Origin of the sequence: Burkholderia cepacia (assembly GCF_001039005.1) — a bacterium.
In the GTDB taxonomy this organism is placed as follows: Bacteria; Pseudomonadota; Gammaproteobacteria; order Burkholderiales; family Burkholderiaceae; genus Burkholderia; species Burkholderia theae.
Genome location: NZ_LDWR01000050.1, coordinates 118,386 through 142,812 on the forward strand (window position 1 = coordinate 118,386; position 24,427 = coordinate 142,812).

The following is a 24,427-nucleotide window of genomic DNA, read 5'->3' on the forward strand; positions in this document are numbered from 1 at the left end:
CCAACGGGCCGGTTTGACCGGCGCGCCGCAGGCGGGCGGTCAGATCAGTCCGGCCTTCCTGCCGGCAGCGGCCGCCTGGGTCCGGTTGATCACGTTCAGTGCCTTGAAGATCGCGGTGATATGCGCCTTGACGGTCTTTTCGGACAAGCCGAGCTTGTCCGCGATGATCTTGTTCGGCACGCCCTCCGCAAGATAGCGGAGTACTTCGACCTGGCGTTGCGTCAATGTCGAGTCGCGTAACGCGGGTGGCGGGCTCGTGGCGCCGTCCGGGTGCGGCGCGGCATGCTCGTCGAGCAGGAGCGGCGGCACGTAACGTTCACCGTTGAGTGCGATCCGGATGGCGGACAGCAGCGTGCGCGGGCCGGCGGACTTCGGGACGTAGCCCATTGCGCCCTGCGCGAACGCGTTGCGCACCGCGCTCAGATCCTCCGACGAAGACAGCACGATGACGGGCAGCCCCGGGCGCATCCGCGCGAACACGGCGAGCGCTTCGAGCCCGTTCATGCCGTGCAGTTTCAGGTCGAGCACGATGGCGTCGAGGTCGGTGTGCTGGTCGAGCATCCGCACCGCGTCATCCGCATTGCCCGCCTGAACGACGACCGTGTCGCTGTTCTCCTGACGGAGCAGCATTTCCACGCCGTCCCGCAGGATCGCGTGATCGTCGACGATCAGAATTTTCATTGGGATGATGAAAGGTGGGACGGCCGGTGCTGATTCGGTCTGAGCGAACCGGATTGTACAAGACGAAAGTCTTAATACTAAAGTCTCATTTGTCCTCTATTTATCCTGCATTTGTCTTGCGCCTAACGTCGCGTTTACATTCGACGGGATATCGCCGAGACTCAATCGTGACGGTTTGCAATGCAGGCCGTTTCGGGGGTGCCGTGCGAGGTGCCACGTGCATCGCCGCGACGCGGTCTGCGACGCCTGAGGCCGCGCCGGAACTGAATCGCAGCCCCATGCATGCGCGCGATGCGAATCGTGCGGGAATGTCCGGTTTCGATATTTCGTACTGCCAGAAGAACATAACGATCCGTAATAAAATTTTTATCGGCACGCATTTTTGACGACGACTCATTGACCCTGGCAGCGCATTAATCGAGGTGAACGATGAAGCTTGTCAACGACAGTGACGCAATGTGGGAATTGAACATGTCGTATCTGTGCCTCGCGCAGCGGCTGTTGCAGTCGGATCGCGCGATCGGCATGTTCCGTCTGGGCGTGAGCGCCGACGTCGCCGTTGCGCTGGCGGCGTTGTCGGTGAAGCACATGAACGATCTCGCGTCGGCGGGACAGCTCATCTGCGCGTTGCGGCCGAGCCGGCACGGCGTGATATCGGCGCTGACCCGCGCGACGCCGCCGGTCGACATCGTGCGTCTCCATACCGCGCTGGCGCTGGCGGGTCTCGCGCTGCCCGACGAGGCCGCATCATGAACGATCCTGTCAGGCGGCACGACCTCGTGGACGATGCGCAACGCACGATGCAGGCGGTGGCGCTGATCCGGCTCGGCGCGCGGCTCCAGATGCTGGAAATCGAGTGCGCGCTGCCGTACGACCGTCTCGCGCGTCTTTACCGGGAGGTGCGCGGTGTCGCGGCGCCGAAAGGGATGCTGCCGTCCTCGACGGACTGGTACATGACGTGGCTCGCGAATCTTCACGCATCGCTGTTCCATGGCATCTACCGTTTCCTGCGAAACGACGCGGGCTGCTCCCGGCTCGACGCACTCGTCAAGGGCTACACGCTATACGCCGAGCACGGCGGTGCGGCCGGCATTGCGCTGCCGCTCGATCTGACGCGGGCCTGGATGCTCGTGCGCTTCATCGACGGCGGCGTGCTCGACCTCGCGCCATGCGCGCGTTGCGGCGCGTCGTTCGTCACGTATCGCTACGCGTTGCGGCGCCATACGGTCTGTGTTGCGTGCCGGCTGCCGGCACGCGCCGGCAAGCGTGCGGTCCACGCGCCGCCGCGTGTCGACCCCGTCGCGCCCTGCGCGACGCGGCAAGACGCGCGCGCGACGATCATGTCCCGCTGCAAGGGCGGCACGGTCGCGACGCGCGGGTGCGGGGCGGGCGGGTGGCGGGGAGAACGCGATGCCGGCTAGCGGAGCGGACGAGGCCGCGTGCGTCGCACGTCCGTTGCGAACCGGGCCCGCATCGTGAACCCCGGCGGCTTGTCGATCCGGCAGCGGATGCGTGCCGGCTTCGTGCTTGTGGTGGCGCTGACGGCGGTGGCGTGCGGGACGAACGTCTGGGAAAGCTACCGGCAGTACCGGCAGGGGAGCCTCGATCTGCGCGACTTCGAACAGGTCGAGCGCACGATGATCGCGTTGAACCTGATCTCGGCCGAACGCTGGCCGGCCAATGCGCTGCTCGCGCATCGGCGGCGCGACGCGGCGGCCGACGCGACGGCCGTGAGCGCCGCACGGGTGCGCGCCGACCAGGCGCTCGACGCGCTTCGAACGCATCTCGCGCAGGCGAGCGTGCTCGACGCGCCCGAACGCGGGATCGCGCTGCATGCGATCGAAGCGATCCGCGCCGAGCTGGCCGGTGCGCGGCATGAGGTCGACACGCTCGCCGCGCAGCCGCCGGACGCGCGCATGGTGTGGCAAGTACAGTCCGCGCAGGACCGGATGTTCGCGGCCGCCGACGATCTCGCGACCCTGGCGCACGACGTGATGGCGGGCACCGCGATGCGCCACCCCGATACGGCGAACGCGCTGATGCTTGCGTACCTGCTCGGCGACCTGCGCGAATACACCGGGCGTCTCGGCTCGCTGTTCGTCGCACCGCTGATGCGGAACGCGCCGCTCGACGACGAGCGGCTCGCGCGCATTCTCCAGATGCGCGGACGCATCGTGCAGCTACGCGCGCTGATTGCCGGCGCGATCTCGCCGCAGCTCGCCGACCCAACGCTCGCGAACGACTTCGCGCGGCTGAACGATACGATGGAGGGTAGCTTCCTGCCGCTTGTCTCGGCGACGATCCGCGCGGGCCGGACGGGCAACTATGCGATGAATGCCGAGGACTTCGCGCGGCGGATCATGCGCGACCTCCGACCGGCGGAACAACTCCGTGATCGCGTGATCGACGTCACGCGGGCGCGCGCGGTCGAGCTGCGCGATGCGGCTCGTTTCAGAATGGCCTTGTCCGCCGCCGAAGCGGCGTGCTGCATCGCGATACTGTTCCTGCTCGTACGCGGCACGCAGCGGACGCTGTCGAAACCGCTCGACGCGTTGAGCCGGGGCATCGTCGCGCTGAGCCAGGGCGACGTATCGCCGATCGTCGCGGTGCCGGGCACGGGTCCGGAGATCGCGCGGTTGAACGACGCGCTGGATCGGCTGCGCGGCGCGTACGTCCGCCGCGAGGTGCTCGAGCGGCAGCGCAACGACATGCTGACGTTGTTCTCGCACGACATGCGTGCGCCGCTCACGTCGGTCGTCGTGCTCGTGGGCGCGCCGGCGGCGTGCCCGGTCGACTGCACGTTGCGCGAACGCCTTCACGAGATCGGCAGGCTGACGCGTCATACGCTGGCGATGGCGGACGGCTTCGCGCAAGTGTCGCGGGCCGAGGCGGGCGAGTACGCACCGGAGCTCGTCAATGTCGCGGAGCTGATGAACCAGGCGCGGGACGAAGTCTGGTCGCACGCGAGCGAAAAAGAGATCGACGTCGACGACGTGCCGCATTGCGACGACGCGCTCGTGCACGGCGATCCGGTGCTGCTGTCGCGCGCGCTGGTCAAGTTGCTGGGGAACGCCGTCGAATACAGCGCGTCGCATACCCGCATCGAGTGCAGCGTCGAGCTGGCCGAGGATCGTGCGTCGGTGCGCTGCGTGATCCGCGATCACGGTTACGGGATCGCGGCCGAGGATCAGGCGAGACTGTTCGAGCGCTACCGGCGCTTTCGCCTGAAAGGGCAACCCGACGCAAAGGGCGTCGGGCTCGGGATGGCGTTTGCCAAGGCGGTCGTGGAGCGCCATCGCGGCGAGATCCGCGTGCACAGCGCCGCGTGGCAGGGTACGACGGTGACGGTGACATTGCCGGCGGCGGGCGTGTGCGGTCCGGCGGAGGCCATGCATGCGATGGAGGCCGAGGCCGCGCGCGAGTGACGCGCGGCTTCCCTGCTGGCCGGGAAGCGCCGGATGTCGGCAGGATCGCGCAGCCGGGCTTCCGGCACCGCGTCGTCAGTACCCCGCGTCGCTGCTGCTTTGATCGGTGACGATCGCCACCCCCGAACTCGTGCCGAGCCGCGTCGCGCCGGCTTCGAGCATCGCAAGCGCGGCCGCGCGGTCGCGCACGCCGCCGGACGCCTTCACGCCGAGATCCGGGCCGACCGTGCGGCGCATCAGTGCGACATCCGCGAGCGTCGCGCCGCCGTGGCCGAACCCCGTCGACGTCTTCACGAACGCGACACCGAGATCGCGGCACATCTCGCACACGCGGACCTTCTCGTCGTCGCTCAGCAGGCCCGTCTCGAGGATCACCTTGAGCGGCACCGCGCCGCACGCTTGGTGCACGGCTTCGATGTCGGCCTTCACGTCGTCGGCGCGGCCGCTCTTCAGCGCGCCGAGGTTGATCACCATGTCGATCTCGCCGGCGCCCGCCGCGATCGCGGCCGACGCCTCGAATGCCTTCGCGGCCGACAGCCCCGCGCCGAGCGGAAAGCCGACCACCGCACACACGAGCACGCCGGTGCTGGCCAGCTCGCGCGCGGCGAGCGGCACGTTCGCCGAATTCACGCAGACCGAGTAGAAGCGATGCCCGGCCGCCTGGCGGCAGAGTTCGCGGATCTGCGCGTCGCTCGCGTCGGGCGCGAGCAGCGTGTGATCGATGGTTTGGGCGAGCTGGGCGTTGGAAAGCGGCATGTTTCAGGACTCCACGGATCGTATGCCGGCAAGGCACACGGAAAGTTGATGTTTTCACATCGGTTTGTTACAAATACGACATTCCGGCCGGCTCCGCACGCCCGGCACGACAAGCGGCAGGTGCGACGGGTACGCAGGATACAGGCATGGAAACGAAGAAGGGCGAACGAATCAAGACGCTGATGAACGTGCTGCAAGGGCAGAACGCGATTCATCTGAGGGAAGTGGCCGAGCTGTTCGGCGTGTCCGAGATGACGATCCGCCGCGATCTCGCGGACAACCCGCACGGCCTCAGCCTGATCGGCGGTTACGTGACACGCCATTTCGCCGCGCAGCGCAGCGACATCGGCGAATACCTGATCAGCGCCGAGAACAACCGGCAGACCGAGGAAAAGCGCCGCATCGGCAAGCTTGCCGCGCAGTTCGTGACCACCGGCGACACGATCTTCGTCGACTGCGGCTCGACCACGCCGTTCATCGTCGACTTCATTCCGGACGACCTCGAATTCACGGCCGTCTGCAACGCGCTGAACGTGTTCGCGAAGCTGCAGCAGAAACCGCATTGCAACGTGATCCTGTGCGGCGGCGCGTATCACCGCCAGAACATGGTGTTCGAATCGGTCGCCGAAACGGGCATCCTCGACTCGGTGCGCGTGTCGAAGGCGTTCATCTCGGCGGCCGGCGTGAGCGACCGCTGCGGCGTCACGTGCTTCAACTTCCACGAAGTCGACGCGAAGAAGAAGGTGATGGCGCGTGCGCAGAACCGCTTCCTGCTGGTCGACCACACGAAGTTCGACGAAGTGCGCGCGGCCTATTTCGCCGAACTGACCGACTTCAACTACGTGATCTCCGACGGACAACTGAGCCGCCGCTACGAAACGACGATCCGCGAACACGGAATCGCGCTCGTGACCTGACGCAACGCGGCCGCGCATCGCGTTATGCATCGCGTGCTTCCGCCGCGCTCAGGTAGCCGGTGATGACTTCGGTGCGGTACAGCGTGCGCGGTGCTTCGCGGAAGTCGTCGCGCCGCAGTTCGATCTCGCCTCGCATGCTTACGCCCCCGACGTGTTGCGCGTCGCGGCGTAGCGCGCGCGGGCGTTGCCGTCGGCCGTTGCGTCGGGTATCGCGGCCGCCTGGTGGCGCAGGCAGTAGAAGCCGTAGTAGACGATCACGACGAAGCACGCGAGCGGCACGACGAAAGCGAGCTGCATGTTGCCGCCCGTACGGTCGGAAATCAGCCCCTGGATCAGCGGCACGACCGCGCCGCCGACGATGCTCATCACGAGGATCGAGCCGCCGTATTCGGTGTCCTTGCCGAGGCCGTCGATCGTGAGGCCATAGATCGTCGGCCAGCACGGGCCGAGGAACACGCTCACGCACACGGCCGCATAGACGGCGGTGATGTTGTGCACGCTGATCGTGTACGCGAGCAGCGCGATGCACAGGATGCCGTACACGATCAGCACCTTGGCCGGCCCGACGCGCTTCATCACGAGCGTCGCGATCAGCTTGCCGACGAAGAACGCGAAGAAGGTCGCGAGCAGGTAGTGCGATGCGCCGCGCTCGGTGAGGCCGCCGATCTGCATCGCGAGCCGGATCGTGAAGCTCCACACGCCGACCTGCGCGCCGACATACAGGAATTGCGCGACGACGCCCGCGACGAAGCGCCGGTTGCCGAACAGGCGCGCGAGCGTGCCGCGCGCGTCGATCCGGTGCGTGGCCGCGCCCGGCCCGTTGCCCTTGCAGGCCGGATACGGCGTGAGCGCGAACACGATGAACACCGCGACGAGCACGACGATCAGCCACTTGTACGGCTCGAGCGTGGCCTGGATCATCGCGAGCTGATGCACGTGCGCGTCGGCCGCCGACATCGCCGCGAGCTGCGCATGCGACGCATCGCCTTCCTTGAAGATCAGGAAACTGCCCATGACTACGCCGGCCATCGCGCCGAACGGATAGAACGTCTGCGAGATGTTCAGCCGCCGCGTGCTGGTGTCGCGCGGGCCCATCAGCGTCGAATACGAGTTCGATGCCGTTTCGAGAAACGACAGGCCTGCCGCAATCACGAACAGCGCGACGAGGAACATCCCGTACTTCGCCATCGACGCGGCCGGAAAGAACAGCAGGCAGCCCGTCGTGTAGAGCAGCAGGCCGACCAGGATCGTCGTCTTGTAGCTGAACTTCTTCACGACGGTCGCGGCCGGAATCGCGAGGAAGAAGTAGCCGAGATAGAACGCGGACTGCACGAACGCCGATTCGAAGTCGGACAGGAAGAACGATTTCTTGAACTGCGCGATCAGCACGTCATTCAGGTTCGCGGCGGTGCCCCACAGCGCGAACAGGCAGCACAGCAGCGTGAAGGCGAAAAGCGGCGTGCGATTCAGGTAATAGCCGTCGGATGTGTGTTCGATTCTGGTTCGGCTCACGGGTGTCTCCTTCCCGGGTTGTCTCGTCGATCAAGGCGCCGTTCAGAGGCCGGCGTCGCGGAGGAAGCGTTCGAACGTCGCGGTGTCGGCGTACGACTTCTGCGTGCCGAGGCCCGTGACCGAATGCGCGGCATACGCGGATGCGTAGCGCATTGCGTCGACGGCGTCGCGCGATGCGGCATAGCAGCGCGCGAAGCAGCCGATATACGCATCGCCGGCGCCTGTCGTGTCGCGTGCGTCGACCGGCACGCCCGGCACGTGCCGCACGCCGTCGCGCGACGCGAGCAGCGAGCCCTTGTCGCCGAGCGTGACGAGCACGTGTTTCAGCCCGCGTGCGACCAGCGCTTCGGCGGCGCGTGCCGCGGTGTCGCGCGAATCGACCGGCATGCCCGACACGATCGCCAGCTCGGTTTCGTTCGGCACGAAGAATTCGACGGAGCGGATGCGCTCGAAATCGAGGTCGGCCACCGCGGGTGCGGGGTTCAGCAGCACGGGGATGCCATGCCGCGCGCCGAACGCGATCGCGTGATAGACGGTGTCGAGTTCGATCTCGAGCTGCAGCACGATCAGCGCGCATTCGGCGAGCGTCGGCGCGGCCGCGTCGATGTCGGCCGGCGTCAGGTGGCGGTTCGCGCCCTTGACGATCAGGATGCTGTTGCTCGAATCGGGTTCGACGAAGATCGGCGCGACGCCGCTCGGCATGCCGGCGACCTTGCGCACGTGCGTGGTGTCGATGCCTTCGCGCTCGAAGTTGCGGATCGTGTTGTCGGCGAACACGTCGTCGCCGACCTTCGTGACCATCACGACGCGCGCGCCGAGGCGCGCTGCCGCGACCGCCTGGTTCGCGCCCTTGCCGCCGCAGCCGAGCTCGAAGTTCGGCGCTTCGAGGGTTTCGCCCCGGGCGGGCATGCGCTCGACATAGGTCACGAGGTCGACCATGTTGCTGCCGATGACGGCGATTGTCTCCATCTGCGTCTCTTCCTTGGTATGGGGTGCGGCCGCATCAGTGGTGGGCGGTGGCCTGCAACGAATGATAATAAAATCACATTGAATGTGATAATGCAATCTTCATATGTGAGATCAACCACTTTTTGTGGATGAGCGCATTGGGCGGTTTCGGTCGACCTTGTTGTCGCCGGATGCCGGACAAAAGGGGCGGAACACGTTCCGCACGTCGGGAGAATTTTGCTGACGGCTGCCGCCCAGAGGGTTGCCGCATGCGTACGCGGGTGCGTCGGGCGTCACGTCAACGCACGTTCGATCGTTGCGACGTCACCCCATCGACATGGGGTTCGCACCAGGCGTCGGAGGCGCGCGCCGCATCAAGCCGGTCTGGGTCGAGTCGCCGAAGCGGGTTGTCCCGGGAGGGTGTGCGCTGGGCGGCGGCCGCCAACGCCATCACGTGATCGGCGCGTTTCGCGACGACCTGGATGTGCCGACGGCGCTACTTGATACGCTGATTCGCGACGAGCGCAGGACGCTCGCCTGCAGGATGGCGGCTTGTCGAGAAGACCGGGACCGCGCCGAGCCATGCCGGTACGTGCCAGCGCTCAGAGGAAATCCCTGATCAGCATCGTGACCCAGCGCCAGGCGCCACCGCAGCCGGCGGCCCGGCAGCGGGCAACGGTATCCGCCACCAGGCGGTGATTGGCGTCGCTCACCGGGCTTGAGTTGTGCAGGTAGTACGCCACGCTGTCCCGCAGGGGATCGATCCCGTCGTCGGGGATATCCATCCACAGGCCGTTTTCGGTATTGGAGCGGGCCGACAGCGGATCGAAATTGAAGCTGCCGAGATAATATCGATGGCCGTCGATGAGAATCAGCTTCGCGTGCATCATGCGGTTTTTCCGGTCGTCATACTCGCGCACCTCGATCCCGGCGTTCACCAGGCCGGCCAGGTCGTCGGCATAGGCGCGGCCGACAGCGGGGAATTCCTGCGCGGTGCTCGCCAGCGACGCGCTCACGACGGTCACGCGGATGCCTTCGCGCCGCTTGCGTTCAAGTGCCGCGCGCAGCTCCGGCACCAGGATCAAGTAGGGGGTGACGATCAGGATCTCGTGCTGCGCCGTATCGAACGCATGGAGCATGTCCTGCAGCGTGCCAGGCGAACGCTTGTCGGGCCAGTCGTGGACATACCGCAAGCGATCGCAGGCGATCGGCGTCCAGCCCGGGTCGAAATCCGCGCCCGAAGCGGGCGGAGCGCCGGGACTGTCAGCCGTATCGGCAGCAGCCGGGTCCGCCGTCGGGGCTGCATCGTCGAGCGGAGCCAGCAGCTGTTCGCGCCAATAGCGGATGCGCGCCGGGTCCAGCGTCGCGTAACCCTGCGAGACGCGATAGGGGCTTGCGAGGTCGAGGAATTTTTCCGGCTCGGGGCGAACCGCTGCCGAGCTGTTCCAGAACAGGTCGAAATGCTGGCGCATGGCGTGCAGCGCAGAGGCGTCCTGGCCGGCGTCGCCCGCCACCATCAGGTCGCGTTCACTGAGCCAGTTGCGGAAGCTCGGATCCCAGATCGAGGTACTGCCGATCACGGCTGTGTCGCCAACCAGGAACAGCTTGTCGTGCATGCGATGCGCAATCTCGACGAGATGCGATCGCGGATGGAAGATCCGCAGTTCGATGCCGGGCGCCACCTCGTGCAGGGCGACGATGAGCTCGTCCTCGAAGGGGAAGTGCGGCTCGGGGCCGATGCCGTCGATCAGCAGCTTGACGGGCACGCTGCGGCGCGCGGCGGCGACCAGATGATGCAGCATCTGGCCGCCGGTCTGATCGATTTCGAAGATGTACGCGAGGACGCGGATCGGCTCGGCGGGCGTGGCATGGTCGACCAGCGCGATCCGCGACTGCATCAGTTGGCCGTCGTCGAGATTGGCGATCAGGTCGACGCATTGCGCGTGGCCGTGCAGGGAAAAGGCAAGCAAACATGCCGGGATGAGCGTCAGACTTCTTCTTGTAGCGGTCATGATGCGGTGAACGGGTTCGATGTGTTTCGCGGATTGAAATGGTCGCAGTGTCTCGTCATTCCGCTACCGTTCACTCGTGCTGAGGGTTGTGCGGTCAGGTGGACGGTTTCGCGCCGGCTGTTGCACGGGTTCGCATGCGCTTATGCGTACGCGTCGATCAGCATGTCGAGATTGCGTTGCGCGAGCGGCGTGAGCGGCGCGAACTCCGCCGATCGAAACAGCGGGGTTTGCCCGCGCAGATGTTCGAGCGCCTGCTGGCGGCCCGCGCGGAACGCCGCCGACGGCGCATCGGGGTCCTGCGCCCACTCCCGGGCGATCGCACGGTCGTACTCGCGCAGCCGGTCGGGCGCGGCGGCAAGGATCGCGAGATCCGCGTCGAGAAAAAGCCACCCGGCACGCTGCCAGTCCGGATCGGACACGAACGTATCGGGCAGCCGGTGCGACTTCGTCGCGAGCACGAGATCGTGTGCGACGGACACATGCGATGCGTGCGCATGCAACCAGGTTTCGCTGCAGCGCTCGTTCGTGACCTGCACGAGCCATTGCGCGCTGCGCGCTTCGTTGTCCGCGTAGTCCGGCAGCGTCGTCGCGTAGACGAAATCGTGCGCCCATACGGCGAGCTCGATGGCCGGCCATTGCGGATCGGCGCGGTACGGCGCGAGATGCGCGAACAGTTCGGCCAGGTGCGCGAGCGTGTGGTAGAAGCGCTGCGGGTCGCCATACGCGCGCTCGACGAGCGGCCAGACAGCGGCCGTGCCGAAGCAGGCGTCGCAGGATGCGCGCAGCGTGCGGGCGAGGTCGGGGGCGGGGTCGTTCATGTCGGCGATCGGCTCGGGCAGGCGATGCGCGCAGCATAACAAACGCGGCGGCGTGCGCCGCTTCTACACGTTGACGACGCCGCGTCCGAGTTCGATCACACGCCCCCCGACACCGATTTCGCCGTTGGTGCTGACCGACAGCCGCAGCAGACAAGGCCGGCCAACGGCTTCGCCCTGTGCGACCTGAAAGGCGGCAGGCAGCGCGTGGTTGCCCGCAAGCAGCCAGCCGCCGAGATTCGCGCAGGCCGACCCGGTGCCCGGGTCCTCCGAAATACCAGCGCCTTGCTTCACGAAGAAGTAGCGGGACACCACCGTCCCCGGGCGTTCGGCGTCGAACGCGAACACATATGCCGTTTTACGGCCGAGACTGCTTTGCGGCCAGATGTCGAGGTGTGCGCTGTCGGGGCGTGCGCGCCGCACGGCCGCGGGGTCCTTGAGCGCGACCAGCAGTTGATCGGCGCCGGTATCGACCCAGATCGGCGGCGCGAGCAGATCGTCTTTCGCCAGCCCCAGCAGTGCCGCCGTTTGGGCATCGGACAACTCGCATGGTGCCGTTTTCGGCATGCCTGCATGCGGTGCGATGAACGTCCACACGTCGTCGCGTGCATTGACGTCGACCACGCCGGCCTTGAATTCGAGTGCGAGCGCGTCGCCGGCATTCAGCAGGTCGCGCACGACATGCGCGGTGCCGAGCGTCGGATGGCCTGCAAAGGCCATTTCATACCCCGGCGTGAAGATGCGGACCCGCGCATGCGCACGCTCCGACGGCAACACGAAGGTCGTCTCGGACAGGTTGAACTGTACGGCGAGTGCCTGCATGGTCGCGTCGTCCATGCCGCGCGCGTCTTCGAACACGCAAAGCGGGTTGCCACCAAACGTCGATTCGGCGAATACATTCAGCAGGCGGTAGGCATACGGGGTCATTGGAATCTCGCGTGGGTGTGACGATTGCAGGACAGGGTGGCATGGTGGCGGGCTGCGTGCACCGGCAGCCATGCGGAGTCGCGCGGGTCAGCCCTTCCCGTCGGGCGGCGCGAGCATTGCCTGCATGTCGGGATGCTTCAGGACTTTCTTGTATTCCGCCGGACTCAGTGCGTCGATCAACACGCGCCCGCTGACGTCCGCCTTGATGTATTCGACCGCGAGCAGCGCAATGACCGGATTGGTCGTCAGGGTTGCCTGATCGGGCGAATGGTCGCCGAATTCCGCCACCACTGCCTCCGTGTCATCCGCCACCGCAACGGCGAGCCGGCGTCCGGAAAGCCGGAGCCTCGCGCTGGCGCCGCATTTGGCCATATCGTAGTGACGCGGCCCGTTGAGCATGCGGTTGCCGTAGATCGCCACGTGCGTGTCGACGCCCCTTGCCGCGGCGGCTTCGAGCAGCGGCCCTAGTTCGTCGATCTCTTCGTCCCAGACGCCCGCGAAAATCTGCGTTTTCGCATTGACGATGACGCGCGCGAATGCGCTGGCGATCGCCGCCCGCCCGCTCAACGACCAGACCAGCCCGGGCTCCTGCTGTACCGGCAGCCGATCGAGCGCGCTGGCGGCCAGCTCCAGATCCGCATTGAAGCGCGTACGCAGTTCTTCCAGCAACGACCGGTGAGGCACGGCGGCATAGCGAACAGGCTCCGACCGGTTGATGAGCACCGCGCCGCGTGCTTCCAGACGCGTCAAGGTTTCGTAGATTTTCGATGGCGGCATGCCGGCGCGCCGGCCGACTTCCGCGCCTGTCAGCGCGGCTTGTCCAACGAGGGCCGCGTATGCCTGCGCCTCGTACTGGGTAAATCCAAGCCGGATCAACGACGTGATCAGCTCCGCGTTTTCGTTCATGTGTATGGGCTCCGGCTCCCACGGCGACCTGCATGGGATTCCTTGATTAACTACCGCAGTAGTATACAATCGCCCGCACTTACTACCCAAGTAGTAGGTTGTGTCCATGAACCTTATCGGAGGGATCTTCAAGATGCGTCAAAGGATCAGCACCGGCTCCCCGTGGGAGCCCAAGGTTGGCTACTCGCGTGCAGTCGTCGTCGACAACACCATCTACATTTCGGGGACGGCCGGCAAAGGAGACGACGTGTACGTGCAGACACGCGATGCGCTGGCGACGATCGAGAAAGTTCTGGCGGACAGCGGATTCTCGTTGTCCGACGTGGTCCAGAGCCGCCTCGTGGTCGCGGACTTCGATAATTGGGAGGCCGCGGCCCGTGCGCATGGAGAGATCTACGGCGATATCCGGCCGGCGTTTTCGTTGGTGCATGCGCTTCCCTTCGTCGATCCGGAGATCCTGGTCGAGGTCGAGGCGATCGCGGTCAGGACCGGAGCATGACGGTCGCCGGCCAGAGCCCGCATCTGTCCCGCGCCGCGATCGCGGCGCTTGCGCTGGCGGCGGGCGTGTCGATCGCCAACGGTTATGCGCTGCAGCCGTCGCTGTCGGTCATCGCGAGCGACTTCGGCGTGCCCGCATCGCGGATGACGACCCTCGCCTCCGTGACGATGCTCGGTTATCTGGCCGGCCTTGCACTGCTGGTCCCGCTGGCTGACCGGTTCAGTCCGCGCACGCTTATTTCGGCGCAAATGGGCATGCTCGCGTTATTGCTTGCATGCGCGTCGTGGTCGTCCGGGCCGCTCACGCTCGGCATCGCCTTGTTCCTGGTCGGTGCGGCGACGACGGTCGCGGCGCAGTGCAGCACCGTCGTCGGAAAACACGCGGAGCCGCACCGACGTGGCGCGGCGATGGGCGTCGTATCCGCGGGCATTTCCGCCGGCATCCTGCTGAGTCGCTTCGTCGGTGGCGTGTTGTCGCAATGGTGCGGGTGGCGCGGCGCGTTGCTTGCGCTGGCCGGATGCGTTGCACTGGCTGCCGTTGGCGGTGCATCGCTTATGCCGGGCGACCGACCGCTGGGGCGGCCGCCCGGCTATGCGACTACGATCGTTGCCATTCCGCGTCTGCTGCGCGACAGCGTTCAACTGAGGCGCCGTACCTGCGCCGGCATGCTGTGGTTCTTCGCGTTCAATCTGGTATGGGTGGGGCTTGCGATCCGTCTGGCCGAGCCGCCCTATGGCATGAGTGCGGCGGCGATTGGCGCGTACAGTCTCGCCGGCGTGCTTGGCCTTGGCGTCACGCGTGTCGCCGGAAAATTCACCGACCGATTCGGCGATCGTGCCGTCATCCGTTGCGGGCTCGTCGTGGCGGCGCTTTCGGCGTTGCTGCTTGGCGTTGCGCTCGGAAGTCCCGGGTGGATGGGTGTCGGGTTGGCGACATTCGACGCAGGTTGTTTTGCTGCTCAGGTTGCGAACCAGTCACGTGTCGTCGCGATTCAACCGGCGCGGGCCGGTGCGTTGAGTGCCGCCTATCTGACGCTCTATTACGCGGCCGGCGCCATCGGCGCCGTGGCTGCGGGGATCCTCAACGAGCGGATCGGGTGGGGTGCGATGATGATCGTCACGGCTGTTGCGATCACGGCGGCCGGGTTAGTCGGACCCGCACCCGCGCGCGTGGATGCGTCGGGTGAGCCGACGTCCGCCGGTTGAATGCGCATGAGATGCGCTCTCGTATTCGATCGGAATTTCATTTCTCATGCGTTATCAGGTGTCTCCGATTTGTCGATGGCGATCCGGCACGCGAATTAAAATTTCCGCGACGCTGACGGATTTTTTTGCGTTGGAGCAGACTGTCGTTTTCGCGCTCTCGTCATTTTCGATCGCATGCGAACACGGCTACACCCGAATTCGCAACAACGACGCCGTGCCCCGGCAACCCGTATCGGGTTCGGTGTCGTCCGGAGCGCTCGACGGTGCAGGTGTCAGGAGGAAGACATGGAATCCGGCAGAAGCGTCCCGAATACCGGTGGCTTGCTTGCGAGTGGACAGTCGGATGCCGGGTCGCCGCAGGCCGTCCTGGATACGATCGTACGCGGCGTGGAAGGCTTCCGGATCCCTGCCGAAACGGATTGGCCCACGGCGAAGCAATATCTTGTGGACGACGACCGACAGTGGAAGTTCTCGGCTGTCCTGGTGGCGATCGTCGCGCGGTGCGAGCCGACGATCCTGCTGACCAAGCGTTCGTCGGGGCTCAGCGAATATTCGTCGCATGTGAGTTTCCCCGGCGGGCGTCCGGCGGAATCCGACGGCAGCATTGGCGCGACTGCACTGCGCGAAGCGTTCGAGGAAATCCGCCTCGAGCCCGGCGCGATCCGGGTGGTCGGGTGCCTGCCGATTCATAAAACCAGAAAGCGCAATCACGCCATTTTTCCGGTGATCGGCATCGTGCCGGAATCGGCCGAATGGGAAGCGTCGCCGGCCGAAGTCGAGGCGATCTTCGAGTTTCCGTTCGCCACGCTGCTGAATCCCGCTCTGCCGCGGCAATACAGTGAAGGCGAACGCACCGGCGCCTGGTACTGGGCCGATCAGACGCAGGACATCTGGGGCGTGACCGCGGTGATCCTGAAGTCGCTGGCAGGTCTGGTTCTCGATGCCGCGCGATGACAGCGTGCGGCACAGGTCGCGGCCAGGTTCGCGCGCTTCTCAATGCGACGACACAAAAACCGCATCCTCGAAGGCCTCCGGAATCGCGAAGCTCTCGTGCATGCGCTGCGTTTCCTTCGCCGGCGTCAAGCCGAACAGACGCTTGAATTCCCGGCTGAACTGCGACGGGCTCGTATAACCGACCGCGTAGCCGGCCGCTTCCGCCGTCAGGTCCTGGCGCACCATCAGCAGCCGCGCCTGATGCAGGCGCGTCGACTTCAGGTACTGCATCGGCGACACCTGCGTGATCGCCTTGAAGTGGCTGTGAAAGCTCGGCACGCTCATGCCGGCTTCGTCGGCCAGTTGCGGCACGTCGAGCGGCTGCGCGTAATCGGCATGGATCACGCGCAGTGACCGGCCGATCCGGCCGAACTGCCCGCGCATCGCCAGCGCGCTGCGCATCGCGCTGCCCTGCGCGCCGGTCAGCACACGGAAATACAGTTCGCGAAGCAATGCCGGGCCGAGCACCGCGGCTTCGAGCGACTGTTGCATCGCCTCGACGAAACGCAGCACCGATGCGTGCATCGCTTCATCCATCGGCGTCGACATCATGCTCCTCGGCGCCTGCACGTGTTCCGCCACGCCTTCGCGGTCGATCTGCGCCGCGAGCTCGGCGGCCATTGTGAAATCGAGGTGCAGGTACAGCGCGAGAAGCGGGCGCTCGGGCGTTGCGTCGGTTTCCATGCTGAACGGCACGGGCACGGATACAGCCAGGTAGTGATGCTCGTCGTACAGATAGCGCTCGCCGCCGAAGTAGCCGCGCTTGCACCCCTGGCAGACGATCACGATGCCGGGGTCGTACAGGACCGGCGTGCGCGACAGCGCGCGGTTCGAGCGCAGGATGCGGACGCTCGGCAGCGCCGTCAGGTTGTAGCCTTCGTCGGGCGCCAGTGCGCGCAGCAGCGTGACCAGGCGCTTCCGGTTGCGCGGCGACAGCGACGGAGGCCGGGTGGAGGTAGGTGCGGCGCTCATAGTTTTGTGCAAGAAAATCAGCGGAATCGGGCTTATTCGACGTTGGTCGTCAGACTAGCATGCATGCTTCAATCGACATTCGGGAGAAGCGAAATGGCATCCGGCAACATCATGCTCATCACCGGCGTCAGCAGCGGTTTCGGCCGCGCGCTCGCCCAGGAGGCATTGGCGGCTGGTCACACGGTGGTCGGTACCGTGAGAAGCGCGCAGGCGGCGCAGGATTTCGAATCGCTGTCCGCGCAGGCGGCTGTCGCGCGCGTGCTCGACGTGACCGATTTCGAGCGCATCGACGGCGTGGTCGCGGAAATCGAGGCGAACGTCGGGCCTGTCGACGTGCTGGTGAACAACGCCGGTTACGGTCACGAAGGCATCATGGAAGAAGCGCCGCTCGCGGAGATGCGCCGCCAGTTCGACGTGAACGTATTCGGCGCGGTGGCGATGATGAAGGCCGTCGTGCCGCTCATGCGCGTGCGCCGGCGCGGCCGCATTCTGAACATCACGTCGATGGGCGGCCACATCACGATGCCGGGAATCGCTTATTACTGCGGCAGCAAATTCGCGCTGGAAGGCATTTCCGACACCCTCCGCCAGGAGCTCGAGCCGTTCGGCATTGCGGTGACCGCCGTGGCGCCCGGTTCGTTCCGCACCGACTGGGCCGGTCGCTCGATGGCGCGCACGCCGCGCACGATCGCGGACTACGACGCGCTCTTCGATCCGGTCCGCAAGGCACGCGAGGAGAAGAGCGGCAAGCAGCTGGGCGATCCCGTGAAGGCCGCGCGCGCGATGCTCGCGGCGATCGCGGCGGAACATCCGCCCGCGCACCTGTTGCTCGGCAGCGATGCGCTGCGGCTCGTGCGGAACAAATTGACGGCGCTGGAAGAGGAAATCCGGGCGTGGGAGGCCGTGACGGTGTCGACGGATGGTTGATTATCGACAGGGCGCGCCGTCGAGGCTGCCGAAATATTGACGCCAACTGTCGATCGTTCGCTGATCCCGTGCCGTGACGCGACCTCGGCGACCGGCACCTTGTCCGCGTCACGCGGGACTCCGTCAATTTTCGTCAGATTGTGTCGGAAAACGGCATGGATGCTCGTCGGGCGCCGAATTACCCCCGCAAATTTGATATGCTCGCTGTCACAAATCGGTAGTGTGACCGTGCTGTGACGCGAGTCGCAAAGCCGAAATCAATACATTGACAACAATATTGAGAGAACGGCTGTGTCGATAAGCGAAACAATAAGCAGCTTCGCGTCGGGGGTGGTCGACTGGAACCGTCGGCCGGTGGCCTTGAATTTCGGCAAGGCGCAAGGCGCATTGGGGCACTTGCTTGCGCTGCAGCATGCGCACGTGAACGAAGGGCTGATGACCGGCATTCACGGGCATCTGACCTGTGTGTCGCCCCGCCACAATCTGTCGCCGAGGCTGTTCCTCGGTATCCCCGTCTCAATCCGGCTCGTTACCGACCGGGGCCAGTTGCACTTCGTCAACGCCATCATCCAGGACGTGCAGATCGGCCAGAGCGACGGCGAGCTGTGCGTGTACCAGCTTACGGTGTGCGACGCGTTGTCGTTGATGGACAAGCGCACGAATTCCCGCGTATTCCGCCAGAGCAGCGTCGTCGACATCCTCGCGACGCTGTTCAACGAATGGCGTCAGCGCAGCCCCGCGCTGGCCGCCGCTTTCGAATTCGACCTGTCCGGCTTGAGCCGTGACCGGTATCCGGCACGCGAGCTGACTCGGCAGGTCAACGAATCGGATGCGAAATTCGTGCGCCGCCTGCTGCGACGCGAGGGCATCACGGTGTTCGCCAAAGCCGGCCGGGGCAAGGGCACGCGCAACAGCGACGATGACACGCCCGTGCATACGCTCGTGTGCTGTGACGATCCGATGTCGCTGCCCGAAGCGCCGGCCGGCACGGTACGGCTGCATCCGCGCGATGCAGCTACCGAGGAGCGCGACACCGTCACGCTGTTCGCACTGCATCAGCGGTTGACGCCGGGGCAGGTCGGCCGTCCGTCGTGGGACTACAAGAAGGCGCGTATCGACGAGTCGATGGTCGCGACGAGCGTCAATCAGGGCGAGGCCGGCAACGATCTGGCGCAGCTGCTGACCGACGTCGCGATCGACATTCCGCACGCGGGCGACTCGTGGAGCGATCACGAGCGTCTCACGCGTGCCCGGATGCTCGCGCATCAGTTCGAAGCCGAGCGTTACGACGGCGTGAGCAGCGTGCGCGACCTGGCCGTCGGCGCATGGATCACGCTGACTGGCGACCCGGAATGGGATATGCAGCCCGCCGATCAGCGGCAGTTCGTGATTGCGTCGATCGACCATGACATCTGGAACAATCTGCCGAAGGGGTTGACCGAGCGCGTACAGGCGCTGTTTGCCGCGAGCCGGCACCTCGCCTATCCGTCGCCGTCCCAGCAGCCGGCGGCGGCGACAACCGAATCCGATACACGCTACGAGAATCACTTCACCTGCGTGCGGCGCGGCGTACCGCTTGCGCCGGCGTACGACCCAAAGGTCGATCTGCCGCCCGTGCACCTGTTGACCGGCACGATCGTCGGTCAGCAGGGTGAGGAAGTGTTCTGCGATGCCGACGGCCGCGTGCGCGTGCGGATCCACGGTCTCGATCCGGCGGACCATGCGCATGCGCAGGGCGCGGGCACGAACGACAACGCCGGCGACAGCGCGCCAATCCGTGTCGGGGCGAGTCTCGCGGGCGGCAGCTTTGGTGCGCTCTTTCTGCCGCGTGTCGGTATGGAAGTCCTGATCGGCAGCCTCGGCGGCGATCCGGACAGGCTGGTCATCATCAACGTGCTGAGCAACGGCGTGAACCCGCCGGCGGCCTTCACGCACGTCGGCAATCTTCCCGGCAACCGCTACGTGTCGGGGATCAAGACCAAGGAAATCAAGGGGCGCCGGTATAACCAACTGCGTCTCGACGATACGCCGGGTCAGATTTCCAGTCAGTTGGCGAGTGAGCATGCGCATTCTCAACTGAATCTGGGGTACCTGACGCAGCCTCGTCAGGACGGCCGAGGTCAGGACCGTGGAGAGGGCGCGGAATTGCGTACCGACGCGGCCGCCGCGCTGCGGGCTGCGCAGGGCATTCTCCTTACGACCTACGCACGCTCGCAGGCGAGCGGCGGTCAGCTCGATCGTGACGAGTTGCTGCGACTGCTCGGCGAGTGCACCGAGTTGTTCAAGTCGCTGGGCGACTACGCAGGTCAGCATGGCGGTCAGGCAACCGATACGGCGGGCCAGCAGGCGGTCGCCGCTGCGTTCAAGGGCTGGACGCCCGGCAGCGGCGCATCGGATTCCGGAACCGGCACGGCGGCCGGGTCGCAAGCGCTGATGGCGTTCGGCGCGCAAGCCGGCTCGGTCGCGATCACCCCGAAGACCCACGTGACGTACGCCGGCGAGAACATCGACCAGGTCGCGCAGCAACATGTCCAGCTGACCAGCGGTCAGCGCATCACGCTGCACGGCGGCCGCGGCGTCGCGATGTTCGCGCACAGCGATGGCGTCTCGGCGATCGCGAACCAGGGCAAGGTGACGCTGCAGAGCCAGAACGACGACACGCAGATCGATTCCGCGAAGAACATTCAGTTCACGGCGGCCGGCGGCAAGCTCGCTGGCATGGCGAGCGACGAGGTGGTCTTCACGACGTCCGGCGGTGCCTACCTGAAACTGCACGGCAGCGATATCGAACTGGGGTGCCCCGGCACCTTCACGGTGAAGTCGGCCGGGCACTCGTGGCAGGGGCCGGCGAGCATGAGCACGGACATGCCGAAGTTCGATCATGCGCCGCTCGGGCGCGTGCCGAAGCTCGTGCGGGCGACCGATGGGCAGGCCGTCGAGGGCATGCAGGCGGAGATCACGAAAGCATCGGGCGAAGTGGTGAAGGGGCAATCCGACGCCGCGGGCAAGCTTGCTCCCATCCAGAGCAACCAGTTCGAACCCTTCGTCGTGAATTTCTTCAAGAACAAGATCTGACCCGGGGATAAAAATAATCATGGCAGACACAGCCGATACCGCGCCGGCTAGTCCGGTTGCATCTGAAAACAATCCGTCGGCGCAGGCCGCGACGAACGACGGTGGCGGTCTCGATCCGCGCACGCCTTCAGGCGGTGGGGCGTCGGGGGGCGCGGACGATTCGCAGAATCGCTATCTGGTCGCCAACGGCAACGGCGTGATGACGCTCAGTCAATCCGACTACATGTGCGTGATGCAAATGCCGTTGCCGGGCATCGTGATTTTCGTGCATGGGGTCAACTCGGAGGGCGAGTGGTTCGAGCCGGGCGAAGAGGGACTGTGCGCCGGTTTGAACCAGCGGCTCGGACGCCTGGACGATCAGTTGACGCATTGCGGACCGAAGGGCGGTCAGATGGGGAAGATGCGTTATATGAAGAGCCTGACGGATGATGGGTTCATCAACCCGAAGCTTTGGGCCGGAACCTATCTTCAACCGGACGAAAATACCTACTCGCCCGTCATTCATTTCCGTTGGGGCTACAGAGCAAACGCAGAAGAACTGAAACGCTACGGCGAATCGATCTTCCTGAACGAACAGAACTACTGGGGTGGTGGCCCATTCGCGAACGGTTGCGGCAGCCTGCCGGACTTGTGGAACGCTGGTGTCGATCCGCGGATCTTCGGCTTCATTAATGTGCAGGGGCTCAATCCGACCCAGCGTCCGCTCTTCGAGACGCCACCGCGCATGTACAACGTGATGGGGGCGTTGCGTCTCGCAAAACTCATCGGTTCTATCCGCAAGGTACAGAAGGACGTGCCAATCACGGTGGTGTGCCATAGCCAGGGCAACATGGTCGGCATTGCAGCCGCGTTCCTCGGGGACCGGCTGTCGGAGACTGCGGGCGTGAGATGCGTGGCCGACACTTATGTACTGGCCAACCCGCCTTACAGCGTCCTCGGCTCCATCGAGGGCGACAACTCGCCTTTCATGGAAGACTGGACCGACCGCAACGACAAGGACTCGCAAGGCAACCGTGGGCGGGTGGAATCGAAGGCGCGGGTCAAGGCCCTGAAAGCGTTCTTCGAACTGATCGCGCAGAGCAAGGATGCCGAGGACCAGCGCGACGCGCTCGACTACCGGATGTCGATGGTAAACATGAAGTCGGGAGAAGACGGCAAGCCCGCCTACGATCCCGACAACGACCGGAAGCAGTATGGGGTTCAGAACCATACTTACGGCCGCGTGACGCTGTATTCATGCCCGCACGACCAGGTGATTTCCGCTGCCCCTGTTCAGGGTATGGGCTGGCGCGGACTGCATCCGGACGAAGTCGCGCTTGTCAAGGGTTCGAGCCTTTTCACGCAACGCGTGTTTGCAACCAATTTCCAGGTCGGTCAGGCGGAGCCGGTGACCTACGACACGTGGAAGCACGATTGGCGTTATGGCAAGGGCTCGACGAAACTGTTCTTTTACCCGACGTCGCCCCCGGCAAAATACAGCCTGGTCAAAGCACTGCGGGGCAACCCGAACTGGTACGGTAAGGTCGGTACCATCGCGGTGGCCCCCGTGCTGTACATCGTAACGATGGCGACATCGGCGCTGGGCGTGATGCGCGTCAATGCCGAGCCGCCGCAGAAATGCGGCAGCACGCAGGAAAGCTGGCACGTGATCTGCGATGCGCCTGGCCTGCCGGAACCGTTCTTCCCGCAGGCGATTCGCTATGGGGCGGTCGTGCAGGTGAAGGACGGCGATGCGCAAAGCGATTTCAACGAGGACAACGATCCGGTGGCGGCCGCGCGTAACAAGAAGAAGACAACCATCAACACGGCCGATCCGTACGACACTTACAAACCCCACCACGACGAACATGCCGCCGAGATGGCTCCCCATGGCGATGCAGATAGTGAGGCGTCACAGCGTTATGAGGATCATGCAATCGCGCGCATGGAGGCGCGGTACAAGAACAAATCCGATTGGGTCAAGGACGGTGTGGTCATTGGTGAAGCTAGTCCCAATGCACAAATGCCCGACGGGTATCAGAAGTGGCGGAACAAGCAGATCGTGCACATCCTCGATGCAGCAGTGAATAACCCGACGAACCATTCGACGATCATGACCAACCCGATGCATGCCAAGTTGGCGCTGGCCTATGATGTTGCGATTGGTATTTGTCGAATCTCGTCCGAACAGCTGAACAAGTTTCGAATCGAAGCAGACTGGCGTTTCGGCAAACAGTTGGATGACGATAATCCGAATCATGTTTATTCTGAATATTTCGGGTATGGCACGATGAACAAGGAATCGCTTGTTCGTTGGGTAGCTAAAGATGCGGAAGCAAAGCTCCCTGACTCGATAGATGACACACGGCAGGGTGGTACATTGCTCGGTATTGGGGGGGCCGTATGAGATCGCTGTTCGCCTCCCGGTCACGACGGTTTGCACTGATATTCATTGCAGTACTTCTTGCGGTGGGTATCGTGGCAATCGAGACGATCAGTCACGGTCCGCAGACGCGAAGCATAGGAGAGGAAATGACACGATGGGTAGGATTGCCGGCCTTAGCTGGAATTGCTGTTTTTGCGTTCGCTACGGCATGGTCATCTGCGAACGCGGAGGCCGCACAGCCTGTTTCGGCGCCGGCTCCGTCAGCGTCTGTTCAGGAGAAGCCATTCGTCGCGCAAGTCGTGGGGCTGGAATGGCTCAATCCTCTGCAGCGTCGTGACTATCCGACGGAATGGCAGCTGCTATGGACCATGGGGTTTGTCAAACCGAACAAGAACGACGATATGGTCAGAACGGATCCTAAGTCGTTTAGTACAGTTCGCCCAGTCGCTGGAATCGCTTATGGTAGCGGCGGTGCTGAATCTTTAAAGGGGTTTTATAGAAAGTACATCAGCACTCTACTTATTCTGCTTCACGATAGGTACGCGATGAATGGCCATTATTTTTATACGGTGCAGCCATCCGACAAGCGACACTGGCGGGAGTTGGCAGGCATCCGAGTTGAACTCGCGATTCCCTCGCGACTGTCGCCACAGGATGCCCGTTCGCGTCTTAGCAACGAAATGATGACGGCCTTTTCTATCGGGAGTGAAGAATTCACCGATCTATGGAGTAGGGATACGCCCCCGGATATTCAGATCCACGTCGGCGGTGCCAATGCCGGCTTCACGTCCCTGAACGCCGCACTCGACTATCTGCAGGCGCACCCGCAGGAAAGCGTGTGGGTGATGAACTGGGACGCGCCGAACTTCCCGCCCAAAGACGAGCAGATGAACGAGAACCTCACCGTGCTGTTTCTGGCGGGCCCCGATCTGAAGACCGAGCGTGAGCCGCTCGCATGGATCGGCAAGGCTGCGACGGGCAAGGTGAGCGACTACGAGGCGAAGGCCGGTACTACGCGCGCCGTCCAGGCATGGAAGGGGACGATCGCACAGGCTGCCCACAACGCGAACGTCGATCCTGCAAGCATCCAGTTCGTCGTGCACGATGCGGGCAAGGGCAGCGACGCGGCATCGGCGCGTCTGGCCTCGCTGTCGCAGACGCTCACGGAAACGCTGCCGGAATTCGACTATACGAAGCAGGTCTTCAACACGTCGGCGCTGCTCGGCGACATGGGTGCCGGTACGGCGCTGACGAACGTCGCACTCGCAATCGGCCGGGTCAATCATTTCGGCGGCATTGCCCTGGTTGCGGGCACAACGGATGCGACTCATCCGACTGCCGTTGTCGTGCTGCCGCCGTCGAAGCTCACGCAGATCAACCCGAACGGCGACTGGTTCCGCGCACGCGGCGAAGACAACGCTTATCTCCCGTGGTGGGGGCGTCGTCACGACACGAACTACGGCGTCCAGGGGTACTCGTACTAAGGAGAAAC

General features: G+C 64.7%; 20 protein-coding genes. 11 read left to right on the forward strand and 9 right to left on the reverse strand.

What is annotated here, in order from left to right; all coding sequences use genetic code 11:
- Positions 1 to 39 precede the first annotated feature (39 nt).
- Positions 40 to 681 carry a response regulator gene (locus VL15_RS28035; protein WP_048249941.1) on the reverse strand — a complete coding sequence of 214 codons (642 nt, stop codon included), beginning with the start codon at positions 679 to 681 and terminating at the stop codon, positions 40 to 42.
- Between the two features lie 429 nt (positions 682 to 1,110).
- On the opposite strand from VL15_RS28035, the gene VL15_RS28040 reads away from it, so the two are divergent.
- The 3 genes from VL15_RS28040 to VL15_RS28050 are packed head-to-tail and all read left to right on the forward strand — an operon-like array spanning position 1,111 to position 4,106.
- Positions 1,111 to 1,434: a flagellar transcriptional regulator FlhD gene (locus VL15_RS28040; protein WP_048249942.1), complete on the forward strand. Its 324-nt coding sequence runs from the start codon at positions 1,111 to 1,113 to the stop codon at positions 1,432 to 1,434.
- Positions 1,431 to 2,102, forward strand: a complete 672-nt coding sequence (locus VL15_RS28045) for a FlhC family transcriptional regulator (protein WP_053077717.1) — start codon at positions 1,431 to 1,433, stop codon at positions 2,100 to 2,102. Before VL15_RS28040 ends, VL15_RS28045 begins: the two co-directional genes overlap by 4 nt.
- Before the next feature lie 18 nt (positions 2,103 to 2,120).
- Positions 2,121 to 4,106 carry a sensor histidine kinase gene (locus VL15_RS28050; protein WP_048249943.1) on the forward strand — a complete coding sequence of 662 codons (1,986 nt, stop codon included), beginning with the start codon at positions 2,121 to 2,123 and terminating at the stop codon, positions 4,104 to 4,106.
- Between the two features lie 75 nt (positions 4,107 to 4,181).
- Here the strand turns inward: VL15_RS28050 and deoC are convergent, their stop codons facing one another.
- Positions 4,182 to 4,862 carry a deoxyribose-phosphate aldolase gene (deoC, locus tag VL15_RS28055; protein ID WP_048249944.1) on the reverse strand — a complete coding sequence of 227 codons (681 nt, stop codon included), beginning with the start codon at positions 4,860 to 4,862 and terminating at the stop codon, positions 4,182 to 4,184.
- Between the two features lie 146 nt (positions 4,863 to 5,008).
- Here deoC and deoR point away from each other — a divergent pair, with 146 nt between their 5' ends.
- A complete protein-coding gene (gene deoR / locus VL15_RS28060; RefSeq protein WP_048249945.1) occupies positions 5,009 to 5,779 on the forward strand; it encodes a DNA-binding transcriptional repressor DeoR in 771 nt (256 codons plus the stop codon).
- A 138-nt stretch (positions 5,780 to 5,917) separates the two neighbouring features.
- Here the strand turns inward: deoR and fucP are convergent, their stop codons facing one another.
- The 6 genes from fucP to VL15_RS28090 all read right to left on the reverse strand — a co-directional run bounded on the left by fucP (position 5,918) and on the right by VL15_RS28090 (position 12,899).
- Positions 5,918 to 7,291, reverse strand: a complete 1,374-nt coding sequence (gene fucP, locus VL15_RS28065; protein ID WP_048249946.1) for an L-fucose:H+ symporter permease — start codon at positions 7,289 to 7,291, stop codon at positions 5,918 to 5,920.
- 42 nt (positions 7,292 to 7,333) lie between these two features.
- Positions 7,334 to 8,260, reverse strand: coding sequence for a ribokinase (gene rbsK, locus VL15_RS28070; RefSeq protein WP_048249947.1), 927 nt, complete (start codon positions 8,258 to 8,260; stop codon positions 7,334 to 7,336).
- A gap of 581 nt (positions 8,261 to 8,841) precedes the next feature.
- Positions 8,842 to 10,251 carry a phospholipase D-like domain-containing protein gene (locus tag VL15_RS28075; RefSeq protein ID WP_048249948.1) on the reverse strand — a complete coding sequence of 470 codons (1,410 nt, stop codon included), beginning with the start codon at positions 10,249 to 10,251 and terminating at the stop codon, positions 8,842 to 8,844.
- A gap of 140 nt (positions 10,252 to 10,391) precedes the next feature.
- Positions 10,392 to 11,069 (reverse strand): hypothetical protein, encoded by a 678-nt coding sequence (locus VL15_RS28080; RefSeq protein ID WP_155420305.1) that lies wholly within the window; start codon positions 11,067 to 11,069, stop codon positions 10,392 to 10,394.
- A gap of 63 nt (positions 11,070 to 11,132) precedes the next feature.
- Positions 11,133 to 11,993: a PhzF family phenazine biosynthesis protein gene (locus VL15_RS28085; protein ID WP_048249950.1), complete on the reverse strand. Its 861-nt coding sequence runs from the start codon at positions 11,991 to 11,993 to the stop codon at positions 11,133 to 11,135.
- An 87-nt stretch (positions 11,994 to 12,080) separates the two neighbouring features.
- Complete coding sequence (locus VL15_RS28090; protein WP_048249951.1) at positions 12,081 to 12,899, reverse strand: TrmB family transcriptional regulator; 819 nt, start codon at positions 12,897 to 12,899, stop codon at positions 12,081 to 12,083.
- A gap of 133 nt (positions 12,900 to 13,032) precedes the next feature.
- Here VL15_RS28090 and VL15_RS28095 point away from each other — a divergent pair, with 133 nt between their 5' ends.
- The 3 genes from VL15_RS28095 to VL15_RS28105 all read left to right on the forward strand — a co-directional run bounded on the left by VL15_RS28095 (position 13,033) and on the right by VL15_RS28105 (position 15,557).
- Positions 13,033 to 13,398: a RidA family protein gene (locus VL15_RS28095; RefSeq protein WP_048250056.1), complete on the forward strand. Its 366-nt coding sequence runs from the start codon at positions 13,033 to 13,035 to the stop codon at positions 13,396 to 13,398.
- Entirely contained in the window at positions 13,395 to 14,603 is a 1,209-nt protein-coding gene (locus VL15_RS28100; RefSeq protein WP_048249952.1) for an MFS transporter, read from the forward strand. The genes VL15_RS28095 and VL15_RS28100 overlap by 4 nt, the downstream gene beginning before the upstream one ends.
- Before the next feature lie 285 nt (positions 14,604 to 14,888).
- A complete protein-coding gene (locus VL15_RS28105) occupies positions 14,889 to 15,557 on the forward strand; it encodes an NUDIX hydrolase (RefSeq protein WP_053077718.1) in 669 nt (222 codons plus the stop codon).
- A 39-nt stretch (positions 15,558 to 15,596) separates the two neighbouring features.
- On the opposite strand, the gene VL15_RS28110 is transcribed toward VL15_RS28105, so the two are convergent.
- A complete protein-coding gene (locus VL15_RS28110; RefSeq protein WP_048249953.1) occupies positions 15,597 to 16,568 on the reverse strand; it encodes an AraC family transcriptional regulator in 972 nt (323 codons plus the stop codon).
- A gap of 93 nt (positions 16,569 to 16,661) precedes the next feature.
- Here VL15_RS28110 and VL15_RS28115 point away from each other — a divergent pair, with 93 nt between their 5' ends.
- The 4 genes from VL15_RS28115 to VL15_RS28130 all read left to right on the forward strand — a co-directional run bounded on the left by VL15_RS28115 (position 16,662) and on the right by VL15_RS28130 (position 24,419).
- Complete coding sequence (locus tag VL15_RS28115) at positions 16,662 to 17,495, forward strand: oxidoreductase (protein WP_048249954.1); 834 nt, start codon at positions 16,662 to 16,664, stop codon at positions 17,493 to 17,495.
- Between the two features lie 291 nt (positions 17,496 to 17,786).
- Positions 17,787 to 20,570, forward strand: a complete 2,784-nt coding sequence (locus tag VL15_RS28120) for a type VI secretion system Vgr family protein (protein WP_048249955.1) — start codon at positions 17,787 to 17,789, stop codon at positions 20,568 to 20,570.
- A 19-nt stretch (positions 20,571 to 20,589) separates the two neighbouring features.
- Entirely contained in the window at positions 20,590 to 22,956 is a 2,367-nt protein-coding gene (locus VL15_RS28125; RefSeq protein ID WP_230684539.1) for a hypothetical protein, read from the forward strand.
- Positions 22,953 to 24,419 (forward strand): hypothetical protein, encoded by a 1,467-nt coding sequence (locus VL15_RS28130; RefSeq protein ID WP_048249957.1) that lies wholly within the window; start codon positions 22,953 to 22,955, stop codon positions 24,417 to 24,419. Before VL15_RS28125 ends, VL15_RS28130 begins: the two co-directional genes overlap by 4 nt.
- Positions 24,420 to 24,427 lie beyond the last annotated feature (8 nt).